Below are 12,544 nucleotides of genomic sequence, written 5' to 3' on the forward strand. Positions count from 1 at the left end.
GAGTGCGGGTTTTTTTCTGTCCGATCTTTGGGCCGGCAAGAAAAGACCCGCACCAGGCGGGTCGAGGTCTTGCGGGGAGAGTGAAGCGGTTCAGGCCTTCGGTTCGAAGATCACGTAGACCTTGCGGGTCGGCTCCAGCACCTCCCAGGTGCCCTGGAAGCCAGCGGGAATCACGAAGCGGTCGCCGGCGCGCAGGGTCTTGCTGTTGCCCTCGCGGTCGGTCAGCACCGAGACGCCCTGGAGGATCTCGCAGTACTCGTGCTCGGTGTAGTTCACCTTCCACAGCCCCGCCGCGCCTTCCCAGCTGCCGCTGCTGAACTGCCCGCAGGGGCTCGAGTAGTGGTTGCGCACGCTCTGCTCGGGGTCGCCCTTGAGGATCTTATCCGCTGCCGGGCGGTAGTACTCGGTGGGGGTGTCGGCCTGGGCGAAATCGACGATCTGCTGGATGTTCATGACGATGCCTGCATTGTTGGCGATTGGTATGGGCGTCGGAAGCCGGCAGTCTATGTTTAAAAAAACGCACATGACAAGGCCGTGAGCGGTGCTTTGTCAAAAATATTGAAAAGCCGTCGGGCGCTGGTTTAGTGTTGGACGAATCGGCCGTTCAGGCCTCATCCGAATTCGGGCGGCCGCTTTCCGGGCCGCCACCACAACAAGACAATGAGGAAATCCCCATGACCAGCTTGACCCGTGCCGACTGGGAACGCCGCGCCCAGGCCCTGGAGATCGAGGGCCGCGCCTACATTCAGGGCGAATACACCGCCGCCGCCTCGGGGGCGACCTTCGAGTGCATAAGCCCGGTGGATGGCCGGCTGCTCGGCCAGGTGGCCAGCTGCGATGGTGCGGACGCCGACCGTGCGGTGGCCGCGGCGCGGGCCGCTTTCGAGGCTGGGGTGTGGTCGCGCCTGGCGCCGGTCAAACGCAAGCAGATCATGATCCGCTTCGCCGAGCTGATCGACGCCCACGGCGAGGAATTGGCCCTGCTGGAAACGCTGGACATGGGTAAGCCCATCAGCGACTCGCTGGGCATCGACGTGCCGGCTGCCTCGCGGGCGATTCGCTGGAGCGGCGAGGCGATCGACAAGATCTACGACGAAGTGGCGGCCACCCCGCACGACGAGCTGGGCCTGGTGACCCGCGAGCCGGTGGGCGTGGTGGCGGCCATCGTGCCGTGGAACTTCCCGCTGCTGATGAGCTGCTGGAAGCTCGGCCCGGCGCTGGCCACCGGCAACTCGGTGATCCTCAAGCCCTCGGAGAAGTCTCCGCTGACCGCCATTCGCCTGGCCCAGCTGGCCAGCGAAGCGGGCATTCCCGCCGGGGTATTCAACGTGCTGCCCGGTTACGGGCATACCGTGGGCAAGGCTCTGGCCCTGCACATGGACGTCGACACCCTGGTGTTCACCGGCTCGACCCGGGTGGCCAAGCAACTGATGGTCTACGCCGGCGAATCGAACATGAAGCGCGTCTGGCTGGAAGCTGGCGGCAAGAGCCCGAACATCTACTTCGAGGACATCATGCAGGCCGAGCCGGCGTTCATCGAGAAGGCCGCCGAGGGGCTGGTGCTCGGCTTCTTCAACCAGGGCGAGGTGTGCACCGCCGGCTCGCGCCTCTTGGTGGAAAAATCCATCAAGGATGAGCTCCTGCCCCTGGTGGTAGAGGCGCTCAAGGCCTGGAAGCCGGGCCACCCGCTGGACCCGGCGACCAACGTCGGAGCCCTGGTGGACAGCCAGCAACTGAACACCGTGCTCGGCTACATCGAGGCCGGGCATGCCGACGGCGCCCGCCTGCTGCTTGGCGGCAAGCGCACCCTGGAGGAGACCGGCGGGGTGTACGTGGAGCCGACCCTGTTCGACGGGGTGACCAACGCCATGCGCATCGCCCGCGAGGAGATTTTCGGCCCGGTGCTCTCGGTGATCGAGTTCGAGACGGAGGAAGAGGCGATCCGCATCGCCAACGACACCATCTACGGTCTGGCGGCGGCGGTGTGGACTCGCGACCTGTCCCGGGCGCACCGCACGGCGCGGGCGCTGCGTGCCGGCAGCGTGTGGGTGAACCAGTACGACGGCGGTGACATGACCGCGCCGTTCGGCGGCTTCAAGCAGTCGGGCAACGGCCGCGACAAGTCGCTGCATGCCTTCGACAAGTACACCGAGATCAAGGCCACCTGGATCAAGCTGTGATCCTCCGCTAGTCGGCGCGGCCACGGCCGGCTGCCGCAGGCGGCGCGAACGCCGTCTGTGCCTGCCGGCCGTGGCTGCTCGTCGTTCGGGAGCGAATCTTGCCATGGCCTGGAAAACCTATTTCGCCGTGTGCGCGGCGGTGATCAGCATCGGCCTGGCCCTCGGGGTGACCATGCCGCTGGTCTCCCTGCGCCTGGAGAGCTGGGGCTATGGCGGCTTCGCCATCGGCGTGATGGCCGCCACCCCGGCGCTCGGCGTGCTGCTCGGCGCCCTGGTGGCCAGCCGCTGGGCGGCAATCCTCGGCACCACCCGGCTGATGCAGGCATGCCTGCTGTTCAGCGCCGTCTCGGTGGCGCTGCTCGCCCTGCTGCCGCATTACTGGCTGTGGCTGGCGCTGCGCCTGGTGATCGGAGTGGCCCTGACCGTGGTGTTCATCCTCGGCGAGAGCTGGATCAACCAGCTGGCCGTCGAGCAGTGGCGCGGCCGCCTGGTCGCCCTCTACGGCACCGGCTACGCGCTTAGCCAACTGGCCGGGCCGCTGCTCCTGGGCGCGATCGGCAGCGGCACCGACCTGGGCTTCTGGGTCGGCACGGCGCTTTTGGTCGGTGGCTCCCTGGTGCTGCTCGGCCGCACGGGGGCGCCCAGGACCGAGGCTCACGGCGGCGCGGGGCGCGGCCTGCTGGCCTTCTGCCGCCAGCTGCCGGCGATCGCCTGGGCGGTGACCCTGTTCGCCGCCTTCGAGGCCATGGTGTTGACCCTGCTGCCCGTCTACCTGCTGCGCGAGGGCTTCGCCGAACAGCTGGCGCTGACCATGGTCGGCGTGGTGGTGGTCGGCGACGCGGCCCTGCAGCTGCCAATCGGCTGGCTGGCCGACCGGCTGTCGCGCTCCGCGCTGTTCCGCGCCTGCGGGCTGGTCCTGCTGGGCTCCAGCCTGGCTCTGCCGCTGCTGCTCCACGGCCCGCTGGCCTGGCCGCTGCTGGTGCTGTTCGGGGCCAGCGCCGGTGGCCTGTTCACCCTGGCGCTGATCCTCATTGGCGAGCGCTTCCGCGACGACGCCCTGGTGCGCGCCAATGCCCACGTCGCCCAGCTGTGGGGCACCGGCTGCCTGATCGGCCCGCTGTTCACCGGTGCCGCCAGTCAGTGGCTGAGCAGCCATGCCCTGCCGCTGCTGATGGCTGCCGGGGCCTTCGGTTTCGTCTGCCTGGCCTGGCGCCGTGACGCCTTCAGCGTGCCGCTGGCCGAGGCGCGGCCGGGCGGCTGAACTGCCGGGCTTCGACCCTGCCGCTCAGTGCGACAGGGCCAGATCCAGGCGCTCCTTGAGGCGATACCAGAGCATGCCCAGGGCGAGCAGCGGCGAGCGCAGGTACCTGCCGCCGGGGAAGGTGATGTGCGGCACCTGGGCGAACAGCTCGAAGCCGCGGCTTTCCTGGCCGGCGATGGCCTCGGCGAGCAGCCGCCCGGCCAGGTGGGTGGCGTTCACCCCGTGGCCGGCGTAGGCCTGGGCGTAGTAGACGTTGGGCTGGTCCTTGAGACGGCCGATCTGTGGCAGGCGGTTGGCGCCGATGCCGATCATCCCGCCCCACTGGAAGTCGATGCGCACGTCGGCCAGCTGCGGGAACACCGCGAGCATCTTCGGCCGCATGTAGGCGGCGATGTCTTTGGGGTCGCGCCCGGAGTAGTGGCAGGCGCCGCCGAACAGCAGGCGATGGTCGGCGGACAGGCGGTAGTAGTCGAGGGCCACGCGCTGGTCGCAGAGCGCCATGTTCTGCGGGATCAGGCTGCGCGCGCGGGCCTCGCCAAGCGGTTCGGTGGCGATCACGTAGCTGCCGGCCGGCAGCACCTTGCCGCCCAGCTCGGGGTTGAGGTCGTTCAGGTAGGCGTTGCAGGCCAGCACCAGGGTCTTCGCCCGTACCCAGCCCTGGGCCGCGTGCACCCTGACTTCCGGACCGTAGTCGATGCGCGTCACCGGCGAGTGCTCGAACAGCCGCACGCCCAGGGACTCGGCCGCGGCGGCCTCGCCGAGGGCCAGGTTGAGCGGGTGCAGGTGCCCGGAGCCCATGTCGATGAGGCCGCCGCAGTAGCGGTCGGAGCCGACTACCCGGTACATCTCGTCGGGTTTGACCACCAGCAGCTCGTGGCGATAGCCGAGTGCGCGCAGCTCCTCGCGATCCTCGAGGAAGCCCTCGAAGTGCTTCGGGGTGTTGGCCAGGTCGCAGTAGCCCCAGGTCAGGTCGCAGTCGATGGCGAAGTGCTCGATGCGCCGGCGGACGATCTCAACCGCCTCCAGGCCGAGCAGCTTGAGCTCGCGCACGCCGTCCGCGCCGATGAGGTTGGCGAACTGGTCGAGGTCGTGGCCGACACCGCGGATCAGTTGGCCGCCGTTGCGTCCGCTGGCTCCCCAGCCGATCCGCCGGGCTTCCAGGAGGACCACCGAGAAGCCGCGCTCGGCCAGCTCGATGGCGGTGTTCAGACCGGAGAAGCCGCCGCCGACGATGCACACGTCGGCCAACTGCTCGCCGGCCAGGGGCGGGTAGTCGAGCTGGCGGTTGGCGGTGGCGGCGTAGTAGGAGGGCGCGTGCTGGTCGCTGTGCACGGGGCGGTGAACGCGGGCGTTCATGTGCGGAATCCTGCTTGTTGTGTTTTGGAAATTGAACGGAGCATATGCGGGCCGTCGTCCGGCCACAAGTCACCGGCCGCCGGTCGCCGCGTCCGGCGGCGGTCGCAGGCTCAGTCCGGCACCGGCAGGGCGAGGGTTTCCTTCACCTCTTCCATGACGATGTAGGACTTGGATTCGCGCACGTGGGGCAGCTTGAGGAGGATGTCGCCGAGCAGCTTGCGGTAGCTGGCCATTTCGCTGATCCGCGCCTTGATCAGGTAGTCGAAGTCGCCGGACACCAGGTGGCACTCCAGCACGTGGGGCAGCTTGAGCACGGCGCGGCGGAATTCCTCGAAGGTGTCGCCGGACTTGTAGTCTAGGCTGATTTCTACGAAGACCAGCAGGTTGGCCTTCAGGTGGTGCGGGTTGAGGCGCGCTGAATAGCCCATGATGATGCCTTCGCGCTCGAGGCGGCGGACCCGCTCGGTGCAGGGGGTGGTGGACAGGCCGACGCGTTCGCCCAGCTCGGTGAAGGACAGGCGTCCGTCCTGCTGGAGGATGCGGAGGATGTTGCGGTCGATCTTGTCCAGCTCGCGGCGACTCTGGTGCTGGGTACGCATGATGGCTGCCACTCCATGAAAGGGATTTTTAACGGTGAATCTCACCAAATATAGCCGTAACAATAGTGAAAAGCACTGGATTGGGATTCATATACTGCGCGTATCTCATGCCTAGATAACAAACGCCAGCGTATTATCGCGGCGAGGAGAAGACGATGCGTGTGATGGTTCTCGGCAGCGGTGTGATCGGCACCGCCAGCGCCTACTATCTCGCCCGGGCCGGTTTCGAAGTGGTCGTGGTCGACCGCCAGCCGGGGCCGGCCCTGGAAACCAGCTTTGCCAACGCCGGCCAGGTGTCGCCCGGTTACGCCTCGCCCTGGGCCGCCCCCGGCGTGCCGCTGAAGGCCATCAAGTGGCTGCTCCAGGAACATGCGCCGCTGGCCATCCGGCTCACCGCCAGCCTCGACCAGTACCGCTGGATGTGGCAGATGCTGCGCAACTGCACCGCGGCCCGTTACGCGGTGAACAAGGAGCGCATGGTGCGCCTCTCCGAGTACAGCCGTGACTGCCTGGACGAGCTGCGCGCCGAGACCGGCATCGCCTACGAAGGCCGCCAGCTGGGCACCACCCAGCTGTTCCGTACCCAGCAGCAGCTGGACGCCGCGGCCAAGGACATCGCCGTGCTGGAAGCCTCTGGGGTGCCCTACGAGGTGCTCGACCGTGACGGCATCGTGCGTGTCGAGCCGGCCCTGGCCAAGGTCGTCCACAAGCTGGCCGGCGCCCTGCGCCTGCCCAATGACCAGACCGGCGATTGCCAGATGTTCACCACCCGCCTGGCCGAACTGGCTGCCAAGCTGGGCGTCGAGTTCCGCTTCGGGCAGACCATCGAGCGCCTCGACGTAGCCGGCGACCGCATCAACGGGGTGTGGATCAACGGCAAGCTGGAGACCGCCGACCGCTACGTGCTGGCGCTCGGCAGCTACAGCCCGCAGCTGCTCAAGCCGCTGGGCCTGAAGCTGCCGGTCTACCCGCTGAAGGGCTACTCGCTGACCGTGCCGATCAGCAACCCGGCGATGGCGCCGACCTCGACCATCCTCGACGAGACCTACAAGGTGGCCATCACCCGCTTCGACGACCGCATCCGGGTCGGCGGCATGGCGGAGATCGCCGGCTTCGACCTGAGCCTGAACCCGAAGCGCCGGGCGACCCTGGAGATGATCACCCGCGACCTCTACCCGGAAGGCGGCGACGTGTCCCAGGGCACCTTCTGGACCGGTCTGCGCCCGGCCACCCCGGACGGCACGCCGATCGTCGGCGCCACGCCGTACCGCAACCTGTTCCTCAACACCGGCCACGGCACCCTTGGCTGGACCATGGCCTGTGGCTCGGGCCGCTACCTCGCCGACCTGATGGCGAGCCGCCGGCCGCAGATCAGCACCGAGGGCCTGGACATCTTCCGTTACGGCAACTGCAAGGAGGGCTCGGCCCATGGCCATCCAGCGCCTGCACACTGAGACCCGTTACAGCGAGGCGGTGATTCACAACGGCACTGTCTACCTGGCCGGCCAACTGGCCGACGACCTGAGCGGCGACATCCGCCAGCAGACTCGCGAGACCCTGGCCAGCATCGAGCGCCTGCTGGCCGAGGCCGGCAGCGACAAGTCGCGGATCCTCTCGGCGACCGTCTACCTCAAGGACATCGCCGCCCACTATGCGGGGCTGAATGCCGAGTGGGACGCCTGGCTGGTGCCGGGTACCGCGCCTGCGCGCACCTGCGTCGAAGCCAAGCTGTATGCGCCCGAAGTCCTGGTGGAAATCACCGTGGTCGCCGCGCTCAAGTGACTCCTACCAGCCCGGTACTTGCGCCGGGCTGGCCTGCCCTCCGGCCGCGCTACGCCGCGGCCGCTTCCATCAGAATGACGAAGTAGTGATATAGCCATGCGTCCCGCCCGTGCCCTGATCGATCTGCAAGCCCTGCGTCACAACTACCGGCTGGCCCGCGAACTCTCCGGCGCCCGCGCCCTGGCAGTGGTCAAGGCGGATGCCTACGGGCACGGCGCGGTGCGCTGCGCCGAGGCGCTGCAGGGCGAGGCCGACGGCTTTGCGGTGGCCTGCATCGAGGAGGCCCTGCAGCTGCGTGAGGCGGGCATCCAGAAGCCGATCCTGCTCCTCGAGGGCTTCTTCGAGGCTGGCGAGCTGGAGCTGATCGATCGCCACGACCTGTGGTGCGTGGTGCATTCACCCTGGCAGCTGGCGGCCGTCGAACAGGCCCGCCCGCGCCGGCCGCTGACCATCTGGCTGAAGCTCGACTCCGGCATGCACCGGGTCGGCTTCCATCCCGAGCAGTACCAGGCCGCCTACCGCCGCCTGGAAGCCAGCGGCAAGGTGGCGCGCATCGTGCTGATGACTCACTTCGCCCGCGCCGACGAGCTGGACTGTTCGCGCAGCCGCGAACAGCTGGTGACCTTCCAGCAGGCCGCCCAGGGCCTCTCCGCCGAGATCAGCCTGCGCAACTCGCCGGCCTTGCTCGGCTGGCCGGAGATCCCCAGCGACTGGGTGCGTCCCGGCATCATGCTCTACGGCGCCACTCCCTTCGCGCAGCCGCACCCGCTGGCCGAGCGCCTGCGGCCGGTGATGACCCTGGAGTCGAAGATCATCAGCGTCCGCGAACTGCCGGCCGGCGAGCCGGTGGGCTACGGCGCGCGCTTCGTCAGCGAGCGGCCGACCCGCGTCGGGGTGGTCGCCATGGGCTACGCCGACGGCTATCCGCGCCATGCGCCGACCGGCACCCCGGTGGCCATCGACGGCCAGCCGAGCCGGATCATCGGCCGGGTGTCCATGGACATGCTCACCGTGGACCTCACCGACCTGCCCCAGGCTGGCCTGGGCAGCCGCGTCGAGCTGTGGGGCAAGCAGGTGCCGGCCAGCGAGGTAGCGACCTGCGCCGGAACCATCCCCTACCAGATCTTCTGCAACCTGCGCCGGGTGCCGCTGAGCTACTTCTGAGGCGGCGCCCGCGGGCATCTCCCGAAACAGGGCAAAGCGCTCAGAAAAATGAGCGGAAACCGATAAAACCCCTCTAGAACAAGGCTTTCGCGAGAAAGTTACTCGTTTGGAGGGGTGTTTTCGCGACATTGGTCGCCGGCGTGTTGAAAATTCTGAACGCCGTTGCCATGATACTCCGGCACTCAAGTCCCGTTCCCAGAGGAGGAACCCGCCATTGGACGTCGGCGTTCGACTGCAATCCATCCGCAAGCTGAAAGGCCTTTCCCAGCGTGAGCTCGCCAAGCGTGCGGGCGTCACCAACAGCACCATTTCGATGATCGAGAAGAACAGCGTCAGCCCCTCCATCAGTTCGCTGAAGAAGGTGCTGAGCGGCATTCCCATGTCCCTGGTGGAATTCTTCTCCCTCGACCTGGAGCAGGAAAGCCACACCCAGGTGGTCTACCGGGCCGCCGAACTCACCGACATCTGCAGCGGCGCCATCACCATGAAGCTGGTCGGCAAGGCGCATCCGAGCCGGGCCATCTCCTTCCTCGACGAGACCTACCCGCCGGGTAGCGACACCGGCGACGAGATGTACAGCCACGACGGCGAGGAGGCCGGGATGCTCATCGAGGGCCGCCTGGAGCTGACCGTCGGCAGCGAGGTGTACATCCTCGAGCCGGGCGACAGCTACTACTTCGAAAGCAGCAAGCCGCACCGCTTCCGCAATCCGTTCGACGTGCCGGCACGGCTGATCAGCGCCACCACGCCGGCAAATTTCTAGGCCGCGGCAAGCCGCACTCCCCGGAGCAGTACTGAGGCGCCTGTGCACCATCTGCCCGGGGCCCCGGACGGAATTCCTGCGACAATCTGGTTATTCCGGCCAGGCAGGCTTGCCGCTATACTGTCGCCCGCTCGCGAAACCGTGGCCGCGGGCGTGACTAGCCACGATGAGGGTGTACCGTGAATCCAATTAGCAAAATGCTGGCGGCGCCGGTTGCCGTGATGGCCCTGTGGGCAGTGTCTGCTCAGGCCACGACCGATGAGGCCATTGCCGAGCGTCTCAAGCCGGTCGGCGAAGTGTGTATCCAGGGTCAGGAATGCCAGGGCGTCGGCGCCGTGGCGGCGGCTGCCGGCGGCGGCAACCGTAGCGCCGACGACATCATCGGCAAGCACTGCAACGCCTGCCACGGCGCAGGCCTGCTGGGCGCGCCGAAGATCGGCGACAGCGCAGCCTGGAAAGGTCGTGCCGACGGCAAGGGCGGTGTAGAGGGGCTGGTGGCCAGCGCCGTCGCCGGTCTCAACGCCATGCCGCCGAAAGGCACCTGCGCGGACTGCTCGGACGACGAGCTGCTCGCCGCCATCAAGAAGATGTCCGGTCTCTGACCGACGCCTTCCGACGAAAAAACCGCCTTCGGGCGGTTTTTTCATGCCTGGGATCCGCCCTGGGGCCGTAGCGCCTGCGGCCCGCGCGGGTCAGTCGAGGAAGTGCACCTGACCATCGGCCAGCGAGCGCACCCGGGCCAGGGATTCCACCCGGTAGCCCTCGCGCTCCAGCAGGGCGCGGCCGTCCTGGAAGGACTTCTCGATGACGATGCCGATCCCGGCGACGCTCGCCCCGGCCTGCTGGATCAGGTCGATCAGCGCCTTGGCGGCGTGGCCGTTGGCGAGGAAGTCGTCGATCACCAGCACGTGGTCGGTGCTGCTCAGGTGCCGCGCGGAGATGGCGATGGTGCTCTCGGTCTGCTTGGTGAAGGAGAACACCTTGGAGATCAGCAGGTCGCTCTTCAGGGTCAGCGACTGGAACTTGCGGGCGAAGATCACCGGGATGCCCAGCTCCAGGCCGGCCATCACCGCCGGGGCGATGCCCGAGGCCTCGATGGTGACGATCTTGGTGATGCCCTGGCCGCGGAAACGCTCGGCGAACTCGTGGCCGATCTGTTGCATCAGGGCCGGGTCGATCTGGTGGTTGAGGAAGGCGTCGACCTTCAGCACCTGGTCGGAGAGCACGATGCCCTCCTCACGAATCTTCTGTTTCAGCGCTTCCACGCTTTGTTCCTCTCAGTGACATTGGGCCCGGCGGCGGCCGGGGGTGGTTCGGGTGGCCGGGCTCATTCCAGCGCCGGTCGCTTCAGCATGGCGCGCATCGCCGCCAGGGCGTCGTTGCCGCGGGCGGCCTTGACCTCCACGGGGGTGTCCTCCTGGCCTTCCCACTGCAGATCCTCCTGGGGCAGTTCGTCGAGGAAACGGCTCGGCGAGCACTCGATGATCTCGCCGTACTGCTTGCGCCGCGCCGCGTAGGTGAGGGTCAGGTTCTGCCGCGCACGGGTGATGCCCACGTAGGCTAGGCGGCGCTCCTCCTCGATGGTGTCGGCCTCGATGCTCGAGCGGTGGGGAAGGATGTCCTCTTCCACGCCGATGATGAACACTTGGGGGAACTCCAGACCCTTGGAGGCGTGCAGGGTCATCATCTGTACGCCCTCGGCGCCTTCCTCCTCCTCCTGTTGGCGCTCCAGCATGTCGCGCAGCACCAGCTTGCCAATGGCGTCCTCGATGGTCATGTCGCCGTCCTCGTCCTTTTCGAGGGTGTTCTTCAGCGCGTCGAGGAGGAACCAGACGTTGCCCATGCGCGCCTCGGCGACCTTGTCGCTGGAGGCGTTCTGGCGCAGCCAGTTCTCGTAGTCGATGTCCATCACCATGCTGCGCAACACGGTGATCGGCTCCTGCTCGGCGCACTGCTGGCGGATCCTGTCCATGAAGCGCTTGAAGCGCTGCAGGCGCTCGATGTAGCGGCTGTCGAGATGCTCGGCGAGGCCCAGCTCGTCGATCGCCGCGTACATGCTGATCTGCCGCTCGCTGGCGTAGTTGCCGAGTTTCTCCAGGGTAGTCGAGCCGATCTCGCGGCGCGGCACGTTGATCACCCGCAGGAAGGCGTTGTCGTCGTCCGGGTTGACCAGCAGGCGGAAGTAGCTCATCAGGTCCTTCACCTCCTGACGGGCGAAGAAGCTGGTGCCGCCGGACAGTCGGTAGGGGATCTGGTGGTGCTGGAGCTTCAGCTCCATCAGCTTGGCCTGGTAGTTGCCGCGGTAGAGGATGGCGAAGTCGCTGTACGGCCGGCCGGTGCGGAGGTGCTGGGTGAGGATTTCCATGGCCACCCGCTCGCACTCGGCGTCCTCGTTCTTGCAGCGGATCACCCGGATCGGGTCGCCGTGGCCCATTTCCGACCACAGCTGCTTCTCGAACACGTGCGGGTTGTTGGCGATCAGCACGTTGGCACACTTGAGGATGCGGCTGGTGGAGCGGTAGTTCTGCTCGAGCATCACCACCTTCAGGGAGGGGAAGTCCTCCTTCAGCTGCATCAGGTTCTCCGGCCGTGCGCCGCGCCAGGCGTAGATCGACTGGTCGTCGTCACCCACCACGGTGAACTGCGCGCGCTCCTTGACCAGCAGTTTGACCAGCAGGTACTGGCTGGCGTTGGTGTCCTGGTATTCGTCGACCAGCATGTAGCGCACTCGGTTGCGCCATTTTTCGAGGATCTCCGGGTGCTCCTGGAACAGCTTCACCGGTTGCAGGATGAGGTCGTCGAAGTCCACCGCGTTGTACGCCTTGAGGGTGCGCTGGTAGTGCAGGTAGACGATCGCTGCGGTCTGCTCGCGGGGCGAGCGGGCCTTGGCCAGGGCCTCCTCGGGGAGGATCAGGTCATTCTTCCAGGCGCCGATCAGGTTCTTCACCTCGTCGATGCCGTCGTCCCCGGCGTACTCCTTCTGCATGATGTCGCTGAGCAGCGCCTTGATGTCCGACTCGTCGAAGATCGAGAAGCCGGCCTTGTAGCCGAGTACCGCGTGCTCCTTGCGGATGATGTTCAGCCCCAGGTTGTGGAAGGTGGAGACGGTAAGCCCCTTGCCCTCGCCGGGGCGCAGCAGGCTGCTGACGCGCTCCTTCATCTCGCGGGCGGCCTTGTTGGTGAAGGTCACCGCCACGATGTACTGGGCGCGGATGCCGCACTGCTGGATCAGGTAGGCGATCTTGCGGGTGATCACGCTGGTCTTGCCGGAGCCGGCGCCGGCCAGCACCAGCAGGGGACCGCCGACGTAGTTCACGGCTTCCTGTTGCCGGGGGTTGAGTCGGGACATCTCGCAGTCGGGGAACGGGAAAGGATGGGCGCGCATTCTAGCAGGCCGGGGCCGGCGATGCCCTAACCGTCCGGAAGGCGCCGCCTGGCG

General features: G+C 67.2%; 12 protein-coding genes. 7 read left to right on the top strand and 5 right to left on the bottom strand.

What is annotated here, in order from left to right; translation table 11 throughout:
- Nucleotides 1-90: 90 nt before the first annotated feature.
- On the bottom strand, nucleotides 91-453 hold the full coding sequence (locus tag H165_RS0114640; RefSeq protein ID WP_017939692.1) for a cupin domain-containing protein: 363 nt from the start codon (nucleotides 451-453) through the stop codon (nucleotides 91-93).
- 221 nt (nucleotides 454-674) lie between these two features.
- Between H165_RS0114640 and H165_RS0114645 the strand changes: the two genes are divergently transcribed.
- Entirely contained in the window at nucleotides 675-2,180 is a 1,506-nt protein-coding gene (locus H165_RS0114645; RefSeq protein WP_017939693.1) for an aldehyde dehydrogenase, read from the top strand.
- Nucleotides 2,181-2,283: 103 nt separating this feature from the next.
- Nucleotides 2,284-3,441 (top strand): MFS transporter, encoded by a 1,158-nt coding sequence (locus tag H165_RS0114650; protein ID WP_017939694.1) that lies wholly within the window; start codon nucleotides 2,284-2,286, stop codon nucleotides 3,439-3,441.
- Nucleotides 3,442-3,465: 24 nt separating this feature from the next.
- On the opposite strand, the gene H165_RS0114655 is transcribed toward H165_RS0114650, so the two are convergent.
- Nucleotides 3,466-4,797 carry an NAD(P)/FAD-dependent oxidoreductase gene (locus tag H165_RS0114655; protein WP_017939695.1) on the bottom strand — a complete coding sequence of 444 codons (1,332 nt, stop codon included), beginning with the start codon at nucleotides 4,795-4,797 and terminating at the stop codon, nucleotides 3,466-3,468.
- A 110-nt stretch (nucleotides 4,798-4,907) separates the two neighbouring features.
- The gene (locus tag H165_RS0114660; RefSeq protein WP_017939696.1) at nucleotides 4,908-5,396 is read right to left on the bottom strand and encodes an Lrp/AsnC ligand binding domain-containing protein; all 489 of its coding nucleotides are present in this window, start codon (nucleotides 5,394-5,396) and stop codon (nucleotides 4,908-4,910) included.
- Between the two features lie 155 nt (nucleotides 5,397-5,551).
- On the opposite strand from H165_RS0114660, the gene dadA reads away from it, so the two are divergent.
- From dadA to H165_RS0114685, 5 genes are all read left to right on the top strand, one after another.
- Entirely contained in the window at nucleotides 5,552-6,850 is a 1,299-nt protein-coding gene (gene dadA / locus H165_RS0114665) for a D-amino acid dehydrogenase (protein ID WP_017939697.1), read from the top strand.
- Complete coding sequence (locus H165_RS0114670) at nucleotides 6,825-7,178, top strand: RidA family protein (protein WP_017939698.1); 354 nt, start codon at nucleotides 6,825-6,827, stop codon at nucleotides 7,176-7,178. Before dadA ends, H165_RS0114670 begins: the two co-directional genes overlap by 26 nt.
- Nucleotides 7,179-7,274: 96 nt before the next feature.
- Nucleotides 7,275-8,342: an alanine racemase gene (gene alr, locus H165_RS0114675; protein ID WP_017939699.1), complete on the top strand. Its 1,068-nt coding sequence runs from the start codon at nucleotides 7,275-7,277 to the stop codon at nucleotides 8,340-8,342.
- Between the two features lie 214 nt (nucleotides 8,343-8,556).
- Complete coding sequence (locus H165_RS0114680) at nucleotides 8,557-9,105, top strand: cupin domain-containing protein (RefSeq protein WP_017939700.1); 549 nt, start codon at nucleotides 8,557-8,559, stop codon at nucleotides 9,103-9,105.
- Nucleotides 9,106-9,284: 179 nt separating this feature from the next.
- A complete protein-coding gene (locus tag H165_RS0114685; RefSeq protein WP_026146652.1) occupies nucleotides 9,285-9,707 on the top strand; it encodes a c-type cytochrome in 423 nt (140 codons plus the stop codon).
- 90 nt (nucleotides 9,708-9,797) lie between these two features.
- On the opposite strand, the gene H165_RS0114690 is transcribed toward H165_RS0114685, so the two are convergent.
- The gene (locus H165_RS0114690) at nucleotides 9,798-10,370 is read right to left on the bottom strand and encodes a xanthine phosphoribosyltransferase (protein WP_017939702.1); all 573 of its coding nucleotides are present in this window, start codon (nucleotides 10,368-10,370) and stop codon (nucleotides 9,798-9,800) included.
- Between the two features lie 62 nt (nucleotides 10,371-10,432).
- Nucleotides 10,433-12,454, bottom strand: a complete 2,022-nt coding sequence (gene rep, locus H165_RS0114695; protein ID WP_026146653.1) for a DNA helicase Rep — start codon at nucleotides 12,452-12,454, stop codon at nucleotides 10,433-10,435.
- Nucleotides 12,455-12,544: the final 90 nt, after the last annotated feature.

Origin of the sequence: Pseudomonas thermotolerans DSM 14292, from assembly GCF_000364625.1 — a bacterium.
In the GTDB taxonomy this organism is placed as follows: Bacteria; Pseudomonadota; Gammaproteobacteria; order Pseudomonadales; family Pseudomonadaceae; genus Aquipseudomonas; species Aquipseudomonas thermotolerans.

Bases quoted from the DNA above. Each gene is read 5' to 3' on its own strand.
- rep (WP_026146653.1), bottom strand. From the start codon at position 12,454: ATGTCCCGACTCAACCCCCGGCAACAGGAAGCCGTGAACTACGTCGGC.
- H165_RS0114670 (WP_017939698.1), top strand. From the start codon at position 6,825: ATGGCCATCCAGCGCCTGCACACTGAGACCCGTTACAGCGAGGCGGTG.
- H165_RS0114660 (WP_017939696.1), bottom strand. From the start codon at position 5,396: ATGCGTACCCAGCACCAGAGTCGCCGCGAGCTGGACAAGATCGACCGC.
- H165_RS0114655 (WP_017939695.1), bottom strand. From the start codon at position 4,797: ATGAACGCCCGCGTTCACCGCCCCGTGCACAGCGACCAGCACGCGCCC.
- alr (WP_017939699.1), top strand. From the start codon at position 7,275: ATGCGTCCCGCCCGTGCCCTGATCGATCTGCAAGCCCTGCGTCACAAC.
- H165_RS0114650 (WP_017939694.1), top strand. From the start codon at position 2,284: ATGGCCTGGAAAACCTATTTCGCCGTGTGCGCGGCGGTGATCAGCATC.
- H165_RS0114645 (WP_017939693.1), top strand. From the start codon at position 675: ATGACCAGCTTGACCCGTGCCGACTGGGAACGCCGCGCCCAGGCCCTG.
- dadA (WP_017939697.1), top strand. From the start codon at position 5,552: ATGCGTGTGATGGTTCTCGGCAGCGGTGTGATCGGCACCGCCAGCGCC.
- H165_RS0114640 (WP_017939692.1), bottom strand. From the start codon at position 453: ATGAACATCCAGCAGATCGTCGATTTCGCCCAGGCCGACACCCCCACC.